The 19495-nt window shown below is 70.9% G+C and carries 20 protein-coding genes; 8 read left to right on the top strand and 12 right to left on the bottom strand.

Annotated features, from left to right (window positions below):
* The first annotated feature begins 108 nt into the window (after positions 1–108).
* Complete coding sequence (locus AB0O15_RS40250) at positions 109–1524, top strand: cytochrome P450 (protein WP_364330719.1); 1416 nt, start codon at positions 109–111, stop codon at positions 1522–1524.
* A gap of 175 nt (positions 1525–1699) precedes the next feature.
* Here the strand turns inward: AB0O15_RS40250 and AB0O15_RS40245 are convergent, their stop codons facing one another.
* The 5 genes from AB0O15_RS40245 to AB0O15_RS40225 all read right to left on the bottom strand — a co-directional run bounded on the left by AB0O15_RS40245 (position 1700) and on the right by AB0O15_RS40225 (position 6260).
* On the bottom strand, positions 1700–2647 hold the full coding sequence (locus tag AB0O15_RS40245) for an arabinan endo-1,5-alpha-L-arabinosidase (protein ID WP_364330716.1): 948 nt from the start codon (positions 2645–2647) through the stop codon (positions 1700–1702).
* Between the two features lie 83 nt (positions 2648–2730).
* On the bottom strand, positions 2731–3192 hold the full coding sequence (locus AB0O15_RS40240) for a hypothetical protein (RefSeq protein WP_364330713.1): 462 nt from the start codon (positions 3190–3192) through the stop codon (positions 2731–2733).
* 55 nt (positions 3193–3247) lie between these two features.
* A complete protein-coding gene (locus tag AB0O15_RS40235) occupies positions 3248–4357 on the bottom strand; it encodes an endonuclease/exonuclease/phosphatase family protein (protein ID WP_364330710.1) in 1110 nt (369 codons plus the stop codon).
* A gap of 51 nt (positions 4358–4408) precedes the next feature.
* Positions 4409–5431 (bottom strand): hypothetical protein, encoded by a 1023-nt coding sequence (locus tag AB0O15_RS40230; protein WP_364330708.1) that lies wholly within the window; start codon positions 5429–5431, stop codon positions 4409–4411.
* Between the two features lie 94 nt (positions 5432–5525).
* Positions 5526–6260: an alpha/beta fold hydrolase gene (locus AB0O15_RS40225; protein ID WP_364330706.1), complete on the bottom strand. Its 735-nt coding sequence runs from the start codon at positions 6258–6260 to the stop codon at positions 5526–5528.
* A gap of 49 nt (positions 6261–6309) precedes the next feature.
* Here AB0O15_RS40225 and AB0O15_RS40220 point away from each other — a divergent pair, with 49 nt between their 5' ends.
* Positions 6310–7677 (top strand): hypothetical protein, encoded by a 1368-nt coding sequence (locus tag AB0O15_RS40220; RefSeq protein WP_364330703.1) that lies wholly within the window; start codon positions 6310–6312, stop codon positions 7675–7677.
* A 12-nt stretch (positions 7678–7689) separates the two neighbouring features.
* On the opposite strand, the gene AB0O15_RS40215 is transcribed toward AB0O15_RS40220, so the two are convergent.
* Together AB0O15_RS40215 and AB0O15_RS40210 are read right to left on the bottom strand one after the other, a co-directional pair.
* A complete protein-coding gene (locus tag AB0O15_RS40215; RefSeq protein ID WP_364330870.1) occupies positions 7690–8010 on the bottom strand; it encodes an STAS domain-containing protein in 321 nt (106 codons plus the stop codon).
* Positions 8011–8033: 23 nt separating this feature from the next.
* Positions 8034–8756 (bottom strand): SigB/SigF/SigG family RNA polymerase sigma factor, encoded by a 723-nt coding sequence (locus AB0O15_RS40210; RefSeq protein WP_364330867.1) that lies wholly within the window; start codon positions 8754–8756, stop codon positions 8034–8036.
* Positions 8757–8999: 243 nt separating this feature from the next.
* Here AB0O15_RS40210 and AB0O15_RS40205 point away from each other — a divergent pair, with 243 nt between their 5' ends.
* From AB0O15_RS40205 to AB0O15_RS40180, 6 genes are all read left to right on the top strand, one after another.
* A complete protein-coding gene (locus AB0O15_RS40205; protein WP_364330701.1) occupies positions 9000–9377 on the top strand; it encodes an ATP-binding protein in 378 nt (125 codons plus the stop codon).
* 132 nt (positions 9378–9509) lie between these two features.
* A complete protein-coding gene (locus tag AB0O15_RS40200; protein WP_364330698.1) occupies positions 9510–10076 on the top strand; it encodes a SigE family RNA polymerase sigma factor in 567 nt (188 codons plus the stop codon).
* The gene (locus AB0O15_RS40195) at positions 10073–10810 is read left to right on the top strand and encodes a hypothetical protein (RefSeq protein WP_364330695.1); all 738 of its coding nucleotides are present in this window, start codon (positions 10073–10075) and stop codon (positions 10808–10810) included. Before AB0O15_RS40200 ends, AB0O15_RS40195 begins: the two co-directional genes overlap by 4 nt.
* Positions 10811–11130: 320 nt before the next feature.
* Positions 11131–12375 (top strand): cytochrome P450, encoded by a 1245-nt coding sequence (locus tag AB0O15_RS40190; protein WP_364330692.1) that lies wholly within the window; start codon positions 11131–11133, stop codon positions 12373–12375.
* Positions 12372–13844: an aminobutyraldehyde dehydrogenase gene (locus AB0O15_RS40185; protein WP_364330689.1), complete on the top strand. Its 1473-nt coding sequence runs from the start codon at positions 12372–12374 to the stop codon at positions 13842–13844. The genes AB0O15_RS40190 and AB0O15_RS40185 overlap by 4 nt, the downstream gene beginning before the upstream one ends.
* Positions 13841–13969: a hypothetical protein gene (locus AB0O15_RS40180; protein ID WP_364330687.1), complete on the top strand. Its 129-nt coding sequence runs from the start codon at positions 13841–13843 to the stop codon at positions 13967–13969. The genes AB0O15_RS40185 and AB0O15_RS40180 overlap by 4 nt, the downstream gene beginning before the upstream one ends.
* Before the next feature lie 57 nt (positions 13970–14026).
* Here AB0O15_RS40180 and AB0O15_RS40175 read toward each other — a convergent pair whose 3' ends face one another.
* From AB0O15_RS40175 to AB0O15_RS40155, 5 genes are all read right to left on the bottom strand, one after another.
* The gene (locus AB0O15_RS40175; RefSeq protein WP_364330685.1) at positions 14027–15244 is read right to left on the bottom strand and encodes a YncE family protein; all 1218 of its coding nucleotides are present in this window, start codon (positions 15242–15244) and stop codon (positions 14027–14029) included.
* 304 nt (positions 15245–15548) lie between these two features.
* Positions 15549–16220, bottom strand: a complete 672-nt coding sequence (locus tag AB0O15_RS40170) for a hypothetical protein (RefSeq protein ID WP_364330682.1) — start codon at positions 16218–16220, stop codon at positions 15549–15551.
* Entirely contained in the window at positions 16217–17815 is a 1599-nt protein-coding gene (locus AB0O15_RS40165; protein ID WP_364330679.1) for a hypothetical protein, read from the bottom strand. The genes AB0O15_RS40170 and AB0O15_RS40165 overlap by 4 nt, the downstream gene beginning before the upstream one ends.
* Complete coding sequence (locus AB0O15_RS40160; protein ID WP_364330676.1) at positions 17812–18672, bottom strand: ATP-binding cassette domain-containing protein; 861 nt, start codon at positions 18670–18672, stop codon at positions 17812–17814. Before AB0O15_RS40160 ends, AB0O15_RS40165 begins: the two co-directional genes overlap by 4 nt.
* Positions 18669–19490: a hypothetical protein gene (locus tag AB0O15_RS40155; protein WP_364330673.1), complete on the bottom strand. Its 822-nt coding sequence runs from the start codon at positions 19488–19490 to the stop codon at positions 18669–18671. The genes AB0O15_RS40160 and AB0O15_RS40155 overlap by 4 nt, the downstream gene beginning before the upstream one ends.
* Positions 19491–19495: the final 5 nt, after the last annotated feature.

Genomic DNA, 19495 nt, shown 5'->3' with positions numbered 1-19495 from the left:
GGGCAGCTCAGGCGCCTGGGGAACATCGGACGGGCTGACCCCGGCCCGTTTGCCCGGCCCGATCGGGGGCACCTCGTAGTTCGGGGAACCGAACCTGGGAGGGCCGCCATGTCGCAGCTTCCACCGGGATCCCGGCTGCCCGCCCTGGTCCAGAGCGTCCACGCCGCCCGCGACCCGCTCGGTTCGGTGCGTAGGCTGCGCCGGGCCCACGGCCCGATCTTCACCCGCCGGCTGATCTCGGAGGCGCCGCAGGTTGTGGTGGCCGACGTGGCGGCGGCGCGGCAGGTGTTCGCCGACCCGACCGGCGCGGGGCTGGTCGGATGCCCGCGGAAGCGCCTCTTCGAGTCGGTCGTCGGCGAGCATTCGCTGTTCACCATGGACGGGCCGGCGTGGGAACGGCACCACCGGCTTCTCGCGCCGGCCTTGCAGGGGCGGGCGATCGAGGCGTGGCGGGACACCATCGCCGAGATCACCGACCGGGAGATCGCCGGGTGGCCCGCGCATCGGGCGTTCCCGCTGCACCGGGCGATGCGGCGGATCGCGCTCGAGGTGATCGTCCGGCTGGTGTGGGGCGCCCGCCTGCCCGAACGGCGGGGCCGGTTGCGCGTGCTGGCGCCACGGATGCTCGACCGGCTGTCGCTGGCGGCGCTGGTGATGCCCCCGCGGGTACGCGATCGGGTGCTCACCGCGAACGGCTTCACCGACCTCCGCGAACGGCTGGACGAGGTGCTGTTCGCCGAGATCACCGACCGACGCCGGCAGCACGGAAGCAAGAGCGGCGGCGCGCGCGGGCAGCACGGAAGCGAGAGCGGAAACGGGCGCCGGCAGCACGGAAGCAAGAGAGGAAGCGGGAGCGGCGACGGGGACGGGGACGGGGACGGGGACGGGGACGGGGACGGGGACATGCTGTCGCGCCTGGTCGGTGAAGAGGAGGACGACCAGGCGGTTCGCGACGAGATGGTCACCTTGCTGCTCGCCGGCCACGAGACCACCGCGGCGGGGCTGGCCTGGGCGTTCGAGCGGCTGCTGCGCACGCCGCGGGTCTGGGAACGGCTGCGCGACGAGCCCGAGGACGAGGAGTTCCTGCAGGCGGTGGTCCGCGAGACCCTGAGGATCCGGCCGGTTGCGCTCACCGGTCACCGCCGGCTGGTCGCGCCGATGGAGATCCTGGGGTACGAGATCCCGGCCGGCTGTTCCGTCCTCCCGATGATCCGGCTCATCCACCAGGACCCGGCGGTCTTCCCGGACCCGGCCGCCTTCCGCCCGGACCGGTTCCTGGGCGACGAGGCCGGCCCCGCCATGCGCGCCTGGCTGCCGTTCGGGCACGGCGCCCGCTATTGCGTCGGGGCCCGGCTGGCGATGCTGACCATGCGTACGGTCATCTCCCGGGTCGCCGCCTCCACCGACCTGGCCGCACCCGACCCCCGGCCCGAGTCCCAGCAGCTCCGCCAGGTGACCGTGACGCCCGGCAGCGGCACCCGGGCCGTCGCCCGACCCCGCCGTCGCGAACCTCTGTTCACATAGGACTCCCGATGTGGCCGGCGTCCGATGAGGACTACGGCCGGGACCGCCGGAGAATTGAATGTGAAAAGGGTGACCACTCACTACGCACGTGGAGCGCAGCGACCCTCGGCGGGAGCGACGGTCAGCACCACCCACCCGGCTACGACCTGAACTTGATCTTGATTTGATGAACGATCTAATAAACGAACGGCCACCCGTTCTCATATCCGACGAGATTGATGCCGAGCAAGGAAGTCCCATTGTCGGCGTAGTAGTGGTAGAACAGCGCGTCGGCGTCCGAGTCGGCCAGCAGCGCCTGATGCCCGGGCCCGTGGATGCTCCCGTGACCGGCCAACATCTCGGTGCCGCCGCCCGAGGTCATCGCGACGCCGTTGCGGTCGACGTACGGCCCGGTGATGCTCGCCGAGCGCCCGACCATGACCCGGTACGTGCTGGAGGCGCCGCGGCAGCACAGGTCGAACGACACCCAGAGGTAGTAGTAGCCGCCCCGCCGGACGATGACCGGCGCCTCGATCGCGCCTCCGTTGCGGCCGGCGATGGCCCGGACGGTGCTGTCCGACCGCTTGCCGGTGGCCGGATCGAGCGCGATCAGCTTGATGCCCGACCAGAACGAGCCGAAGCTCAGCCACCAGCGCCCGTTGGCGTCGACGACCAGGTTCGGGTCGATCGCGTTGAAGTTGTCGCTGGTCCGGGACTCGATGACCAGGCCCTGGTCGGTCCAGGAGCCGGCCGCGCCGGTGCTGCTGGTGGCCAGGAAGATGGCGGACCGGTTGGAGCCGAAGGTCGAGGCCGAGTAGTACATCAGGTATCGGCCGCCCTGGTAGGACAGGTCGGGCGCCCACAGGTTGCGGCTGCCGCCGGTGTAGCTCGTCGTCCACGGCGCGCCGTTCGGGAAGGCCTGGCCGGCGGTGCGGAAGGCGGTGCGGTCGGTCGAGGTCTTGAGGGCGATGTTGTCGCCGGTGTGCGCCACCAGGTAGACGCCGTCGGGTCGTTTGACGGCGGTCGGGTCGTGCACCCCGACGTCGCCGGTGACGCGTCCGGGATTCGGATAAGCCGCGCCGCCGGTGGTGATGAGAACGACCAGGGCGACCACGACAACGGTGATTTTCCGGGTGACTGCCATGCCTGCGATGGTCGGCGTACGCATTGATGACGGTCAAGGTGTTGCCGTTGTTTGTATTGGCAGATCGCTTTTCGGAAACGTGATCACCAGGTGTGGTGCTTGAACCAGGACCGGGCCGCGCGGGTGTTCAGCAGCAGCAGGAAGAAGGCCGGCTGGATCAGGGCGATCAGCGCCGTCGGGTCCTGCGCCACCCAGGTGGCGTAACCGATCGCGGCCACGCTCAGCAGCAGGAACATGTTCAGCAGGATGCGGGCCCAGTTGCGGCCGAGCTGGAGCCGGCGGCCGAACCACATGGTGATCAGGCCGATGACGGCCAGCACGGCCACCGCGGCGATGGTCGCGTAGAGCCGGTCGTCCGGGTTGATCCGGATCCGGTCGTCCCAGGTCCCGGTGTAGGCCACCAGGCCGGCGCCGGCCGCGGCGAGCAGATAGATCGTGCCGCCCAGGTAGTACAGGATCGCGATGAAGTGGACGCTCACCGGGGCACTGCGGCGCATCGGGGGCTCCGGCTGCATGAACACGGGCTGGGGGTATGCGTAAGACATGCCAACAGCGTGGCCGAACCGTGATCAGCGCGAATCCCGGAAACGTGCCACCTGATCAGAGCGCGATGTCGGCGTAGATGGCGGCGTGGTCGGAACCGGCGTGGACGGCGGCCGTCATCGTGTCGTAGATCGGCCACAGGGTGCCGCGCCGGCCGCCCCAGACGCCGCGGCGGAAGATGCCGCCACCGGTGGCGGCGCCGAACATCGGCGGGCTGAGCAGGACGTAGTCGAGTTTGTTGCGGGCCGTGCAGTAGCCGTACGTGCCGGGGCGGCCGTTGTCGTCGAAGCGCGGGTGGGTGCTGATGTCGCGCAGGTCGGTGCCGGTGAGCAGGGGTGCGAGCGGCTCGCTGTCGGGGGTGTCGTTCAGGTCGCCGACCACGGCCACGTGCTCGATGCCGTCGGCGACCAGGTCGCGGTAGATCTCGGCGACCCGGGTGGCCTGGCGGCGGCGGATCGCGTCGGAGGCGAGCTTCCCGCCGTACCCCTTGCTCTTGAAGTGGTTGACCAGGATGGCCACGGGCACGTCCCGCGGGGTCCGGAAGAGGAACTCGGCGCAGTCGCGGCTGAACACCCGGCCGCGCTCGTCGGTGTCGTCGACGTGGCTGACCTGCCGGATCAGCGGGTAGCCGGGGCCGGACAGCACACCGACGTCGATGCCGCGCTCGTCGTTGCCGTCCACGACCATGACGTGCGGGTAGCGCGCCTTGCCCTGGTCGAGCAGCCCGGCGTCGGCGAAGCGCTTGAGGGCGATGCGGCTCTCCGCCTCGATCACCCCGACGATGTCGCCACCGACGTCGGCCAGCACCCGCGCGGTGTTGGCCAGGGCGAGTTCGTCGACCCGATCGGTGGTCAGCTCCACCCAGCCGATCCACGACGCGCGGCCCTCGGCGATCACCATGATCTTGCCGTCCCGGGACCGGCGCAGCAGCCGCCCACGGTTCTGCCGCAGCCGCGCGAACTTCGCCGTGTCGCCGCGAAGAAGCCCCAGCTTGCGCAGCTCACGCAGGATCTCGTGCTTGATCGGGTCGGTGTAGGCGGGTTCCTCGAGCAGGACGCAGATCTTCTGGTACGCCTCCAGCACCGGCCGCCCGGCCGCCCAGGTGCCCTGGTCGAGGGCGCGGGCCCGGTTGAACAGGTTCTCCACGTTGTACGCGGCGATACGCATAGCGCCTCCGGTCCATCCTGGTGGGCCGGATGAGCGGTGTCGAGGCCCGCCCTACGCCCTGATCCACGACGACATCGCCCGGAACGCCAGCTTCGGCTCCCACCGGTCGCCGACCGTCCTGGTGATGCTGTAGCTGGCGATGTCCAGGTCGTAGAGCGGATCCGGGTGGTGCGGCGCGTCCGGCGAGACGAACTCGTAGACGATCGCCGAGTGCAGGCCCATCGCGGCGAAGTCCCGGAACCGCTCGACGATGTACCGGGCCTGGGTGCGTTCGCTGCGGACCAGGCCGCCCTTGATCTCCGGCGGATCCTTCGTGTAGTCGACCACGTCCCAGCCCAGGCCGCCGTCGGCTTCCGCCCCCACATACGTGCAGCAGCCGAATTCGGTGACCGCCACCGGCTTGCCGAGCTGCTGCAGCGGCGCCAGGTCGCGGGCCGGCCGGTCGCCGTAGTAGTTGGCGCTGACCAGGTCGAACAACGACCAGTCCACGTCTTCGTCGTACGCCGCGCCGTAGGTCAGCGTGCCCCGGAACACCGACCGGCCGGCCCGGGCGGCCCGCGCGGTGAACGCGGTCAGCCGCCGCGTCATCACCACCGGGTCGAAGTTCCCGGCGAGCAGGTTGCGGACCCGCTCGACCGGGTCCGCGCCCGGCACGATGCCGGGGACGAACAGCACGAACTCGCAGCCCACGCTGAAGATCGTGGCCGGGTGCCGGCGGCGCAGCCGTTCGGCCGCCCGGCCCGTCTCGACGATGTGGTCGAGGATCTCGCCGGGCGGCACGTCGGCCATCCGCGGCTGCACCCAGACGCGGAGTCCCCGCTCGGCCGCCTCCTCCGCGGTGGCGGCCAGCCGCTCCGGGCCGGTGCCGTAGACCGAGATGGAGTCGGCGTGCAGGTCACGGGCGATGGCCCGGACGTCGGCGCGCATCCGGCGGGCGTCCCACCCGTCGCCGACGGAGTAACAGACGCCGGGGTGGATCTTTCGTGGCCTCGCGGCCGCGGGCGCCGCACCCACCAGGGGCGCGGCCACCACCGCGCCGGCCGCGGTCAGGAATCGTGCTCTCGTGATGCCCATCGGCTCAGTCTCCGCGTCACTTTCGTCACATCCGAGAGCCATCGGTCGACGGGGCGCCAACCTTGGTCGATGGTTCGGGCGCCGGCCTGCGGCGTCAGAGGGTGCGGGCGAACTGCTGGGCCGGCTTCGACCAGGCGTGCGGGTCGAGGAAGGGGAAACCGTGGGCGCCGGGTAGTTCGGCGTACCGGCCCTCGGGGGCGGTGGCGACCAGGCGGCGCGCCCACTGCGGGGTACTGAGCAGGTCGTCGGCGCCGCGCAGCACGAGCAGCGGGACGGTGAGCCGGCGCAGGCTGGCCTCGATGTCGTTGCGCAGGCTGGCGCGGACCAGATGGGCCAGCCGGCGGATCCCGGCGCGCCGCCACTCCGGCAGGTGCGAGCGGGTCATCCCGGGCGGCTCCAGGCGGCCTTCCTGCACGAAGCGCAGGGCCAACCGGGGTAACGGGCGTACGGCGGGGTCGACCGTGGGGCTGGCCAGCATCAGACCGGCGACGAGCGGGTGGCCGGGGGCGGCCTCGGCGGCGACCTGCGTGCCGCTGGAGTGCCCGGCCAGCAGGACCGGCCGGGTGCGGGTGGCGGTGAGCCAGGCCGCGACCGCCTGCCCGTACTCGGGGATGGACAGTTCGTGCGGTGGTTCGCCGCTGCCGGCCAGGCCGGGTAGTTCGAGCAGGTGGGCGCGGGTCCACTCGCCGAGGGCGCGGACGCCGGGGAGCAGGTAGCCGGCCACCGCCATGCCCTGCACGACGACGATCTCGGGGATGTCGGCGCGGGCCTCACCGGCCGACCGGCTGCGCATCAGCCCCAGGGGGCTGTCGTGATACGAGGTGATCACGGGTGGTTCGTACCCTCGCGCTGCGGGCATGAACCTCGGTGGAGGTGCCATGAAACTGCCCCGTGAGATAGCCGGCTTCGACTCGGCGTCCGGCATGGTCGTGGCGCTGGCCCGATTCCTGCACGGCCGCGACGTGCCGCCGCTGGGAAACCCGGCGATGGCCGCGCTGCGCCCGGTCGCCGCGGTGGTCGCGCGGCTGCCCCGCCGCGCCCGGCAGAACATCTACAGCGTGTTCTCCGGCTCCGAGGGCCGGCCCGAGGAAGAGATCGCCGCACTCGACTTCGACCAGGTCAGCGCAGGCCTCACCGCGCTCTACCCGCGGCGGCGCTATCCGGCGGTGGTGATCGGCTCGTCGGGCGGGGCGCTGGTGCATCTCTGCGCGGCCATGGGTGTGCCGTGGTTGCCACAGACCTTGCTCATTCCCGTACGCCAGAGAGCGATCTCGCCGGACGAACCGCGACGCGCGGCACACGCCTTCGACCGCACCGCCCGGGCGCTGCTCGACCGCAACCCCGACCTGGTGCTGCATCACATGCACGACCCGAACCAGGACCGGCTGACGCTGCGCCGGATGGCGTACTTCCGGGTCAAGCGCACCCGGCTGGGCGCCGCCTACGAACGGTTCCTCACCGAGCATCTCGAACCCGGCGGCACGATCGTCGTCGACGAGTGTCACCAGCGGTGGCCGGTCACCCGGATCGGCGAACGGCACCTGTTCCAGTTCGGCGCGACCGGTGGCATCCCGGCCGGCGAGTACCGCACCGGCAGCGACCGGGTCGCCCGCTACCTGCACAGCCACGGCGTTGCGGCCGACGGCTGGGCGGCGCCCGAGGCCGACGAGGAGGCGCCCGAGGCGGAGTGGGGATTCGAGCCGGCGCTGCGCGACGACGTCACGGCCTTCGCGGCCCGCCACGGCTACCGCGTCGAGCGGCTGACCTTCGACGGCCCCGAGGACCTCAGCGCGCCGGTCGCCGAGCTCTACCGCCGGTGGTACCGGCAGCGGCGGATGCCCGCGGACCGGCTGGTGATCGACTCGTTCATGCTGCTCGACCCGTGGTGGACGCTGCGGACCGGCGCCGTCCCGTACTGGAGCGTCTTCCCCGTCGAGCCGTCCCTGGACCTGCTCAACGCCTACCTGGACCGGGCCGAGCCGTACGACCATCTGCACCTGGGCCTGTTCTGCCACGGCGTCACCTCGGCCGGCATGGCCGGCATCGACCAGTGGCGCAAGGTCCTCGGCCGGGCCCGTCAGTCGGGCTCGTTCGCCGGAGTCGCACCGGAGCGGTACCCGAACGACCCGATGACCTTCTTCCGGTTCCGGTCCGCGCTGCGCGCCGTCGGCGAACGGCACCCCATGCCCGAGCCGCTGCCGCTGGAGACGGCCCGGTCCATGCTGGGCGAAGTCCGGTGGGAGTGACCCCGGACCCGTTCAGATCACGCTGCGGGTGTCGGGCTGCTCGGTGAACAGGTCGAGCAGGCCGGTCATGCGCAGGATGCGGTCGGCCCGGGGGCTCGCCGTGGTGATGGCGACCGCCTTGCCCTGTGCTTGCGCTATCCGGTAGGCCTCGACCAGCGCGGACAGCGTGGTGGAGTCGACGAACGCGACGCCGGCCATGTCGATGACGACCTTGCGGGTGTCCGGGGACAGCAGGGCGTCGGTCAGTGCGTCGCGCAGGGTGGCGCAGTTCGACAGGTCGAACTCGCCGGTCAGGGTGACGGCGGCGGTCCGGCCGTGGACGGCGACGTCGATGTGGTGCAGTTCGTCGGGATCGATCAGGACTCCAGCTGGGTGCGCAGTTTGGCCAGGGCCCGGCTGATCAGACGGGACACGTGCATCTGCGAGATGCCGATCTGGCCGGCGATCTCCTGCTGGGTCTGGTTGCCGTAGAAGCGCATGGCCAGGATGCGCCGCTCCCGATCGTCGAGAATGGTCATCGCCGGGCCGAGCGCGACCCGCAGCTCGGCCAGCTCGAAACCGTCGTCGACCGCGCCCAGGGTGTCGGCGAGCTCGGCGCTGCCGTCCTCACCGGCCGGCGCCGACAGGCTGGTGGCGGCGTAGGCCCGCGCGCCTTCCAGACCCTCGATCACCTCGTCCTCGGTGACCTTCAGATGCGCGGCGATGTCGGCGACCGTGGGTGACCGGTCCAGCGTGTGGGTGAGTTCGTTGGTCGCCGCCGTGATGTCGAGCCGCAGCTCCTGGAGCCGCCGCGGGACCCGGATCATCCACGTACGGTCGCGGAAGTGCCGTTTGATCTCGCCGAGCACGGTAGGCACGGCGAACGCGCCGAAATCCATGCCGCGTTCCGGCTCGAACCGATCGACCGCCTTGATCAACCCCACCGTGGCGACCTGGACGAGATCGCCCAGCGGCTCACCCCGGCCGTGGTAGCGGCGGGCCAGATGTTGGGCCAGCGGCAGCCACGCCTCGATCGCCCGCTCACGCCGGCCCCGCCGGGCCGGATCATCGACCGCCGTGCGCGAGAACTCGTCGATCAGATCGACCGCGGTCTCGGAGACAACCGAACCTCGCACCCCGGGTCACTCCTTTGCCAGACGACAACCATTGCCTGTGCCCAAGTTAACCGTTCAGCCCACCTGCCGCCAGCCGAAAGGATGAGGTGTCGCAGCCCAGTCCCCTGAACGGCACGTCCAGCCTGGCACGGCCCGGATCTGGCTAACGTGAGTTCCGCTCGGGTACGGAGTGGCGTACGGGGTGCCCGAAAGGGTAAACATCCCTTCATGGACCCGCTCCGCTTGTCGTTCTCCCACGGCGCGGATTGCGCGGCCCTGCGCCACCAGGCCCGGCAGGCCCTCGGCCCGCACCAGAGCCCCGAGCTGGTCGACGACGTCCTGCTGGTCATCACCGAGCTGGTCCAGAACGTCGTGCAGCACACCGGCGACGGCGGCGAGCTGACCATGCGCCGCAACGACGGCGCCCTGCGCATCGAGGTCGCCGACCGCAGCACCGAGACACCGCGGATCCACGGCCCCGACGCCCGCCGGGTCCGCGGCCGGGGGCTGCTGATGGTCGCCGCGATCAGCCGCGAGTGGGGCAGCCGCACCAGCCCCGACGGCAAGATCGTCTGGGCCGACGTTCCGTTCGACAGCCAGAACTGAGCCGGGCGAACCGGCACCGCGGCCGTACGGCATCGATCAGGTTGTTCATGGCCGACATCACCCGCCTGCGGAAGGCTCGGCGGCAACCCCGGAGGATGGCCGGCTCGTAGAGGAGGTGAAGGAGGTACCTACATGCCGCGTCCCACTCGTGACGACGAGTTCGTGACGTTCGTCCGTGTCAATCGAACGTCGCTGCTCAAGTTCGCCGGCCTGCTGACGGCAGGGGACCACCACCGGGCCGAGGACCTGGTGCAGACCGCCCTGTCCAAGCTGTACGTGGCTTGGCCGAAACTGGACCGGCCGGAAACGGTCCTGGCGTACACCAGACGCACGGTTCTGAACAGCCACATCGACGAATCTCGACGCCCGTGGTGGCGCCGAGAACGGTCGACGCCCGATCTTCCGGAAATGCCCGCCCACGAGGGCCCGGACGGGATCGCGGGCTTGGACCACGGTCGATTCGGCCCGGTCGGGCAACAGGTGCGGACAGCCTTGGCGGCGTTGCCCAAACAGATGCGGGCCGTCGTGGTCCTGCGCTACTGGCTGGATCTCAGCATCGAGGAAACCGCCCGGATGCTCGGCTGCAGCCAGGGCACGGTCAAGAGTCAGGCGGCCAAGGGGATGGCGAAGCTGCGCCTCCTCCTTCCCGCGCCGTCACACGCGACGGGCGGCCAACGGATCGAGAGGACGAACCCATGAATGAGATCAAGGTGCTCCTGGACAGCGCGGTGCCGATCGAGAACGAGGCGGTCGACCCGGCCGCGGACCTTTCTCGGGGACGCCGCCGCCTGCACAAGCGGCGGATGACCCGCGCCTGGGCGGGCGCCGCCGGGCTGGCCGTGGTCGCCGCCGCGACTGGTGTCGTGGTCACGAACGGATCGACCGAACCGGCTCCCCCGCGGGCCGCGACCGCCCCCGCCTCCACGCCCAAGGGCGCCTCCCCACGGAGTCAGCTGCCGGCCATCGAGCTGGTCGCCTACACGGGCAAGCAGGTACCCGGCTACACGGTGAAGTCGGTGCCCGAAGGCTGGGAGATTCAAGGCGGCAGCAACACCGTGTTGACGCTCGCGCCCAAGGGCTTCAAGAACCAGGACGTCAACGAATGGGTCGGCAAGATCGCGGTCATGCTGGAATCCAAGGACGCGGCGCCCGACGACCGCCCGATCACCGAGGAAGACCTCAAGGCCTGGGGCATGGAAGGCTCTGACCTCGCCCGGACGAGCAGCAAGGTCACCGTCAACGGTCAAGATGGGTCGATCTCACGGCCGACGAAGGTCGACCGCACGTCGACCGTGAGCGTGTCGTTCCCCGACTCGAAGGGCCACCACGTCGTCGCTCAGGGGCCGGCGTCGCTCGGCTGGACCGACGCGCAGTGGGCCAAGTTCGCCGAGGGGGTCACGGTTCTGCGCAACGCCGAGCAGGGCGTCGGCTGATCGTCGCTGCGTGCTTCAAGCACGGGAGGTCCGCGCGAAGCGCAGGCCTCCCGGTCTGCTGCCCGTGCGGCACACGCCTGGTCGGCTTCCCACGTGAACTGCTGTTCATCCTGTTTGGATTGACTCTCGGCTATTCTCTGGTTACATACTGTCATGGAGCCGACCTCTGATTGGCAGGCACCCTGCTAGGTGGCAGCGTGTCCGCCGATTCAGCGGCCATCTCGCTTGATGTGCTCCCGCCAGCTGCTTGTCGCGGGCCGCCCCACCTCGCCACGTCTGTCCGTGAGCCGGCGACGGCGCTGTTCATGAGGGAGTGAATGGTGGGATCCGATCTGCTGAACGCCGACGAGTTCACGCACAACGAGGCCAGGTACATCCCTGACCCCTTCCCGTTCTACGCGCGGATGCGGGCCGAGTCCCCCTCGTTCCACTCAGGGAGGATCTTCGGCGGAGCATGGCTGTTCTTCAGCTACGCCGACACAATCGCGCTGATGACCGACGAACGGCTGTCGAACGCGAGAGCCGCGGTGCCGCTGCGGTTCCTGCCGGCGGACCAGCGCGACGCCGCCGGTGACATGGTGAGCGTCTTCGAACGGTGGCTGGCCTTCCACGACGGCGCCAGCCACACCACACTGCGCCGGCAGGCCAACCGCAGCTATCTGCCCTTCGGTGACGACGTGCTCGAGCCGCGTATCCAGGCGATCGTCGACCGGCTGCTGGACGCGGTCGACCCGAGCGGGTTCGACCTGATGAGCGACTTCGCCTTCCCGCTGTCGGCCATGGTGATCGCCGACGTCCTCGGGGTGCCGGTCGATGCTCATCCCGCGCTCACCCGGTGGACCGATGACATCGCGCACCTGTTCGGCTCGACCCACGTCACGGCTGAGCATGTGCTCCGCACTCGACAGAGCACAAAGGAATTGGTCGAGTTCCTGTCGTCACCGCCGATCGTGGCCGGATCGGTGCGCTCCGGCGGCCTGCTGCACACCCTGCGTACCACTGAGGTGCACGGTCACCGCTTCGGCGACGCCGACGTCGTCGCCCAGGCCACCCTCCTGCTCTTCGCCGGGACGGCCTCCATCCGTTACCTGATCGGCAACAGCACGCATGCCCTGGACCAGCGGCCCGAGCAAGAGCGAGAGCTGCTGCTGAGAACGGACACGGTCGACGACGCGGTCGAGGAACTGCTGCGCTTCTGCACGCCGGTGCAGTTCGTCGGCCGGGTCGCCCGCGAAGACTTCGATCACGTCGACAGCCACGGAGTCACCTGCCACATCAAGGCCGACCGGCCGCTGCTGCTCTACGTCGCCTCGGCGAACCGCGACGACACGGTGTTCACCGAGCCCGACCTGTTGCGGCTGCGCCGGCCCGCGCCGAACCGGCACCTGACGTTCGGGGCGGGCCGGCACCTGTGCTTCGGCGATCCCCTGGTGCGCCAGACCACCCGGATCGCGATGGTCAACCTGTATCAGCGCTTTCCGCATCTGCGCGTCGCGCCGCAGACGTTGGACTGGAACAACAATCTCGGCTTCCACGGCTTCCAAAGTCTGCGGGTGACCTCATGAGACGCCTGGCCAACTTCATCGACGGCAAGCCGTCCACGGCGGACAACAGTGAGCGCGCCGAGCTGCTCGATCCGGTCACCGGCAAGGTTTGGGCGACCGCGCCCGCGTCGAACGGCGCCGAGGTCGACGCGGCCATGCGCAGTGCGGCCAGGGCCTTCGACGGCTGGCGGGCCACCACGCCGGCCGAGCGCCAGGCCTTGTTGCTCCGGCTGGCCGATGCCCTGCAGGCCCGCCTGCCCGAGCTGACCGAGGCGGAACTCCGGCAGACCGGCAGCCGCGCCGCCGCCAACGAGATCCCGCTCGCCGGTGACCAGCTGCGCTTCTTCGCCGGCGCGGCGCGCCTGCTGCCGGGCCTGGGCGCCGGCGAGTACGTCGCCGACCACACGTCCTACGTCCGGCGTGAGCCGCTGGGCGTCTGTGTCCTGCTCGCTCCGTGGAACTATCCGATGATGATGGCGGCGCTCAAGTCGGCGCCGGCCCTCGCGGCGGGCAACACGGTGGTCCTCAAACCGGCCGAGACCACCCCGGCGACGGCTCTGCTGTTCGCCGAGATCGCGGCCGAGATCCTTCCGCCCGGCGTGCTGAACGTCGTCTGCGGCGGCCCGGAGACCGGCCGGCTGCTGGTCGCACACCCGGCTCCCGCCGCGGTCGGGCTGACCGGATCGATCGCCACCGGCATCGACGTGGCGACCTCCGCGGCGGCGACCCTGAAACGTGTGCAGGCGGAACTGGGCGGCAAGACACCGGTCGTGGTGTGCGCCGACGCCGACCTGGACGCGGCGGTCACCGGCATCGTGACCGGCGCGCTGAGCAACGCCGGACAGGACTGCACCGCGGCCTCCCGCGTGCTGGTCGCCGCGGAGATCCACGACGAGTTCCTGGCGGCGCTGGAAACCGCGGTGGGCGCGGTGCACACCGGCGGCCCCGACGACGAGACCGCGATGTACGGACCGCTGAACAACGCCGCTCAACTCGAACGGGTCAGCCGCTTCGTCAACACCCTGCCGGATCACGCACGCGTGGTCACCGGCGGCCATCGGGTCGGCACGGCCGGCTACTTCTTCGCGCCCACCATCATCGCCGACGTCCTCGGTGACGACCGCGTCAGCACCGAGGAGATCTTCGGACCGGTGATCACCGTGCAACGCTTCACCGATGAGGCGGAGGCGGTGAAACTGGCCAATTCCGTGGTGCAGGGCCTCGCATCGTCGGTGTGGACGACCGACCACTCGACCGCGATGCGGCTGAGCGCCGACCTCGACTTCGGATGCGTGTGGGTCAACACCCATCTCATGTTCCCCACGGAGATGCCACACGGCGGGTTCAAACGTTCGGGCTACGGCAAAGACCTGTCGACGTACGCGCTCGAGGAATACACCCGCGTCAAACACGTCATGCACAAGATCATCCGACACGAGCCCGCGCCGCTCATTCAGATCGCCGCACCCCAGCCCACGAGACGCACATGACAACCGGGGACGCGCAGCACAACGGACCGTTCAAACCGGCCAGCCGAGAGGCGCAGCAGAAGCTCACGCCCCAGATCGACGGCAGCGTCGTGGGAAGCTCCTCGCGCGGCTGGCCGAAGACCTGACGCCATATACGCGCGCATCATTCTGCGTCTGCTCGACTTTCCGGCCCGGTCGTCCCCCTACCTGAGAATGCCGGTGTGGCCGAGGGAATAGCGACCGGGTTGAGGCCAGACCGTGAGACCGTGTGGCTCACGGCCGACCTTGATCTTCTTGACGAGATGGCCGTCCGTAGTGTCGATGGCGTAGACCACGTTGTCGTACCGGCCCGAGAGCCACAGCACGTTGCCGTCGGCGGACACGTTGCCCATGTCCGGGCTGCCGCCGCCGGGGATGCGCCACTTGGCGACCAGCTTGCCGGTGGCGAAGTTCAGTAGTGAGATCGAGCCCTCACCACGGTTGGCGATGTAGAGGCTCCGGGAATCGCGGCTGACGTAGAGTCCGTGGGCGCCGTCGCCGGTTCGCATGAACTTTCGCACCGCGAGACGGTCGCCGTCGACGACCCACACGCCCGAGTTGTTCATGTCGGCGACGTACCAGGTGCGGCCGTCCGGAGCGATCTTGATGTCCTGGGGCATCGGATGGTGGCCGGGGAGCCGGATCCGCCCCAGGATCGACCGCTTGGCAACGTCGACCTTGATCAGGTCACCGGAGAACTCGCAGCTGACGATCAGATAGCGGCCGTCGGCGGAGAAGTCGGCGTGGTTGACCCCTTTGCAGTGCACCGGAAGCGTCTTGCGCACGGCCATGGTGTGCGGGTCGCGGAAAACCATCTGTTCCTGCTCCTCGGCCATCACGATCGCAGCCTTGCCGTCCGGCGTGAAATACAGGTTGTACGGATCGTCGACCGGCACCGGTTTGCCGAAGACGCCGGTGGCAGGGTCGAGGGGCACCAGCGAATTTCCCTCGTTGTTGTTGATCCACAGAGTGCGCAGATCCCATGACGGCACGACGTGCTGCGGACCCTTGCCGACCCGGACGGTCTTGATCACCTGGTACGTCGCCGGATCGATCACGGACACCGTACCGTCGTCGAAGTTCGGCACGTAGACGCGAACCGGGTCGTCCTTGACCGCATCCGACAGCGCGTTCGGCCGGTCGGCGGCGTAGAGGTCGTCGGCGCGCAACGGCGGCGGCATGCCAGGCAGGAGCGGGCCCGGAAGAGTGGCCGCACCAACGCTGGGCGGGACCGAGGCGTGCATACCGGGCATGTCCATCGAGGCCTCATGGTCATCGTGAAAAGTGGCATGACCAGCCGGTTTGCCGGTCGAGCAGCCGACCGGCCCGGCGATCATCAGCCCGGCCACTGCCGCGATCGCCAGCACGCGCCGGCCCATCATCGAGTCAACTCCACGCCCATACGACGGAATTCAGGACACTGGTTCGCCGTCCGCGTCGGCCGGCTGGGTGATCTTCGTCATGCTGTCTGAGTCGCAGGCCGGAGGGACAACGGGTGATGCGATCAGATGACTCATGTGGTGACGACGTCGGTCGCCGGAAGTTCCGGGCCGGGTGGCGGCCAGGCGGGTGAGGCGTCGTCCGTCGGTGATGCGGCCTCGGAACGCGATGGATGAAGTGCGGCCGGTGGGCGCGTCTCGGACGATATTGGCCACCCGGTTGCTGGCGCCCGCCGGCCGGAAGCCGTCAACGGAACGGCGTGCGCAGTGGCCTGGTCGGCTCCACGCTCGCCCAGAACGATCCGGCGAGGGCGACCGCCAGCAGCACGACCCACCGGCCGTGCGCCCCCGTCCACTCCGGACTGTCCGGCGAAACGAAAAGCGCCAGCCCGCGCGGCAGCACGGTCGCGGCCATGACCAGCACCAGCAGGGCGGGGAAGGCGGCGACGCCGCCGTCTGCCCGCACGCCGGCCGCCCGGCTGCCACGCAGGCGGACGGCGGCCACCATGAGGGCGACGGCACCCAGCGCGGCCGCCTCGGCCGTCACGCCACCGATGGGGAGCGTCGCGCCGATGCCCTCTTCGGCGCCGGCCACGGTGACGCCCAGCACGAGCGCCCACCACACCGCGACCGCCGGCAGAATCACGCCGGCGCGGGCAGCGTGCCGGACCGGACGCGGCGTGGGCATCGGCGCGGTGCTGCGCGCAGCTGGGTCGTCGAGCAGGAACCCGGCACCCAGCGCACCGCAGACCGCCGCGACGCGCAGCAGTGCCACGAGATCCTCGGCGGTCAGCATCGTCGTCGTGGCCGCGGGCACGACGACGATCGCCAGCCCGACACCGGCCGCGGCCAGGAACGCCCCCCACCGCGTGGCTCGCACGGTCGGCGCCAACAGCAGCACGAGGACCCGAGCGCTCACGCGCCGCATACGGTCCGTTCCTCCTCCGGCGGCAGTGGGGCCACCGGTACGCCGAACAGCTCGCCGGCCCGCTCGGCGGATGTCTTCGCGGCGGCCAACTCGGCCCACGAGCGCCGGACCACCTGCGCAACGTCGGCGGCCGGGCGGTTCAGCAGCGCCAGCGCCACCGCGGCCTCCCGGTCCGGCACCGACAGACCGATAGGAAACTGCGGATCGCCGAACGGCAACGCACCCCAACTCGTGGCGTCTGCTTCATGCAGGCCGGCGGCCGCTGTCGGGGTCGCCTGGCCGGCCAGCCAGGCGACCAGCACTCCCCGCGCGCCGCAGAGCTGACTGCCGTCCGGGCCGCCGCGACCCACCACGACCTGGTATGCCACCAGGCCGGCGAATGTGATCGCCGATCTGCCGTCGCCCCACCGGGTGCCGACCGTGACCGCGTCCGGCGTGCCGGCGCGGGCGTCCACCCGCCGCCACGCGGCTGCGGCGGCCGCCGCTTGCTCTGCACTCCTCGAGCTCTCGCCGTCGGCGTAGAGGTCCACGGTGGACATCCGCTGCCGCACGACGAGTGGCTGCCGGGCACGGTCGTCGGGCGCCCCGCGCAGGACGCCACGGACCACGCCGTCCCACCCGCCGATCCAGGAGGAAAAGCCGTCGAACGCGCAGTAGGTGACCTGGTCGATCCGGCGGCAGGTCTGGACCTCGGCGGGGCGCTCGGCCGCGGTGGACCGGGCGGCCCGTACCGCGTCGCTCATCGGAAGGAACTGCGCCGAGCCGGCCAGGACGGCGACCGACAGGCCGGCCGCACCGGCCGCCGTCAGCCGACGGCCGCGGGCGCCGGTCACCGCCAGCACCGCGACGGCGACAAGGGCGACCAGACCCAATACGTAAACCAGGTGTCGCCCGGCCGGGCGGGCCATCAGGTCCACCGGAAGCGGCATCGGTGGTTCCTCCAGCGCGACCGGCAGCAACCAGCGCAGCCACGTCGCGCCAGGGGTGGACGGTAGGGCGCCCGCGAAGGTGACGGCGGTCAGACCCATCAGTAGCAGCGGCGCGACGATCGCGGCGCGGAGCCACCGGGCGAGCAGGACTCCGACGGCACCCAGCAGCAGGACGGCCGCGGGATAGAGCGCCAGCTCGAACGGGTTAGGCCGGCCGGCCGCGCCGGGCACGGCGGCGAGCAGGCCGATCCGCCCGCCGGTCAACACCGCGACGACCGCGCTGTACGGCAGCACGGACAGCAGAAAGGCGCCGGCGCGCCACGGAGCGGGCAGGACGAGCGTGTCGAACACGGCGGTCGTGCCGTGCCGGTGTGCCCGCAGCGCCGCCAGGTTGACGGCGACGAGAGCGGCGCCACCCAGCGTCAGCAGGGCGGTGAACTGCTTGGACCAGTCCTCGTACTGAAGGACTGGATAGTTGTCCGAACCGGCGCTCAGCCACCCGTACAGCTGCGTCCCGACGAACAGCAGGATGCCGGCGATCGTGACCGGGTGGCGCAGGAGGCGGACCGCCTCCGCCTTGGCCAGCGCGACCATGGCCCGGCGCGGATCGCCCGGCCTCACGCCGGCCCGGGTCTCCGTCACCACGGCCGCGGTCACGCGAGCACCCCCTGGTGTGCGGTCGCATCGACGAGCAGGAGGTAGCCGTCCTCCACGGTCGGCTCGAGCAGCTCGGCGCCAGGCGGCGGAGCGCCGACGTGGCGATACCGGCCGGTCCCGTCGCGCCAGGAGGCGAGCGCCCCGACCACGCGAGATTCAGTCGTCCACACCCGGCCGCGGGCCAGCGCGGCGAGGTCGGCCGGCGCGCCCTCGAACCGGACCGTGCCCCGGTCCAGCACGATCACCCGCTGGCAGAGCGCCATCGCCTCCTCCGTCTGGTGCGTGGACAGCAGCACGGAACGCCCCTCGCCCAGCTCCGCGACGACCTCGCGGAACCGCAGCCGCTGCTCCGGGTCGAGACCCACGGTTGGCTCGTCGAGAATCAGCAGGTCCGGGTCGCCCACCAGCGCGGCGGCCAATGCCACCCGCTGCCGCATCCCGCCGGACAGCGCCCTGATTTTCTGTCCGCGCTGGTTCGCCAGCCCGACCGCGGCCAGCACCCGCCGGACCTCTTCATGCCGGGCCCGGCGATCGGTCTGCTCCTTGAGGATCGCCACGTAGTCGACGAACTCGAACGCGGTGAACCCCGGATGGAAGCCGGGATCCTGCGGCAGATAGCCGAGGCGGCGCCGGACGGCGAGCCGGCCCGACTCGCTCCGGGGATCGACGCCCAGCACCGTGAGCTCCCCGCGATCCGGCACGAGCGCCGTGGCGACGATCCGCAGCAGCGTCGTCTTGCCCGCGCCGTTGGGACCGAGCAGGCCGGTCACGCCGTCGGCCAGCGTGAACGCCACGTCGGCCAGGGCGAGCGTGCGGCCGTATCGCATGGACAGGCCGGATGCGCTGACGACGGTCACCGGAACCTCCTTGGAGTTTCGAACGCCCGGTGCATCCGGGCGAGGACGAGGGCGCCCAGGGCGCCGGCGAGCGCCAGCGCAAGCTGTCCGACCGGGACGAAGGGTGACGAGCCGCCGGAGCCGGCGCCCAGCGTCGACGTCACCAGCACGACCCAGCCGAGGCCGACCAGGACCGCGGCGAGGACCGGGCCGAGCCGGGCCATGAAGGCCAGGGTGAGCAACGTGAGCGCCAACGCCGGCAGAAACCAGCCCAGGGCGGTCAACCCCAGGTCGGGCAGTGCCAGGGTCGCCGCGGCGCTCAGCACTGTGGTGGTGGAAAGCACGGCCACGCAGCGCAACAGGAGCAGCCGGAAGGTGTGGATCGGAGCGACCACGGTGATCTCGTACGTCGGGTCGACCCGGTGTCCGAAGGAGAGCGCCACCCCGCCCACCGGCAACAGCGGCGCGACGGCCAGGAACACCACCGGGTCGGCCAGGTTGGCCAGCAGCGCGGCGAGCGCCAGCGTCGACGCCACGGCGACCAGCCAGGACAGGCGCAGCACCGGAGTGGCCGCGAGCAACCGGGCGGTGTGCTCGGCCACGCCGGCCCGGACCAGGAGGCGCTCCACCGGCCCCGGGACGGGCGCGTCCAGCTCCGCATCGAGCCTGACCCAGCCCGCCGCGGTCATCTGCGGCTCGGCCGCCGCGGCGAGCCGTTCCCGGCAGTACGCGCACGCCGCCAGATGCGCCTCGGTGGACCAGAGCTCGGGCGGGACGAGTGTTCCCTCCCCGTACCGCCGAAGCTCCCCGTCCGGCAGATGCCACTCGGCCGCTGTCATGACCC

Origin of the sequence: Actinoplanes sp. NPDC089786 (assembly GCF_040684855.1) — a bacterium.
Lineage (GTDB): Bacteria > Actinomycetota > Actinomycetes > Mycobacteriales > Micromonosporaceae > Actinoplanes.
This window is presented reverse-complemented; position numbering and strand designations above follow the sequence as displayed.

What these genes read in the sequence shown, in the direction of transcription:
- AB0O15_RS40250 (WP_364330719.1), top strand. Translation starts at nt 109, where the DNA reads ATGTCGCAGCTTCCACCGGGATCCCGGCTGCCCGCCCTGGTCCAGAGC.
- AB0O15_RS40245 (WP_364330716.1), bottom strand. Translation starts at nt 2,647, where the DNA reads ATGGCAGTCACCCGGAAAATCACCGTTGTCGTGGTCGCCCTGGTCGTT.
- AB0O15_RS40240 (WP_364330713.1), bottom strand. Translation starts at nt 3,192, where the DNA reads ATGTCTTACGCATACCCCCAGCCCGTGTTCATGCAGCCGGAGCCCCCG.
- AB0O15_RS40235 (WP_364330710.1), bottom strand. Translation starts at nt 4,357, where the DNA reads ATGCGTATCGCCGCGTACAACGTGGAGAACCTGTTCAACCGGGCCCGC.
- AB0O15_RS40230 (WP_364330708.1), bottom strand. Translation starts at nt 5,431, where the DNA reads ATGGGCATCACGAGAGCACGATTCCTGACCGCGGCCGGCGCGGTGGTG.
- AB0O15_RS40220 (WP_364330703.1), top strand. Translation starts at nt 6,310, where the DNA reads ATGAAACTGCCCCGTGAGATAGCCGGCTTCGACTCGGCGTCCGGCATG.
- AB0O15_RS40205 (WP_364330701.1), top strand. Translation starts at nt 9,000, where the DNA reads ATGGACCCGCTCCGCTTGTCGTTCTCCCACGGCGCGGATTGCGCGGCC.
- AB0O15_RS40200 (WP_364330698.1), top strand. Translation starts at nt 9,510, where the DNA reads ATGCCGCGTCCCACTCGTGACGACGAGTTCGTGACGTTCGTCCGTGTC.
- AB0O15_RS40195 (WP_364330695.1), top strand. Translation starts at nt 10,073, where the DNA reads ATGAATGAGATCAAGGTGCTCCTGGACAGCGCGGTGCCGATCGAGAAC.
- AB0O15_RS40185 (WP_364330689.1), top strand. Translation starts at nt 12,372, where the DNA reads ATGAGACGCCTGGCCAACTTCATCGACGGCAAGCCGTCCACGGCGGAC.
- AB0O15_RS40180 (WP_364330687.1), top strand. Translation starts at nt 13,841, where the DNA reads ATGACAACCGGGGACGCGCAGCACAACGGACCGTTCAAACCGGCCAGC.
- AB0O15_RS40175 (WP_364330685.1), bottom strand. Translation starts at nt 15,244, where the DNA reads ATGATGGGCCGGCGCGTGCTGGCGATCGCGGCAGTGGCCGGGCTGATG.
- AB0O15_RS40155 (WP_364330673.1), bottom strand. Translation starts at nt 19,490, where the DNA reads ATGACAGCGGCCGAGTGGCATCTGCCGGACGGGGAGCTTCGGCGGTAC.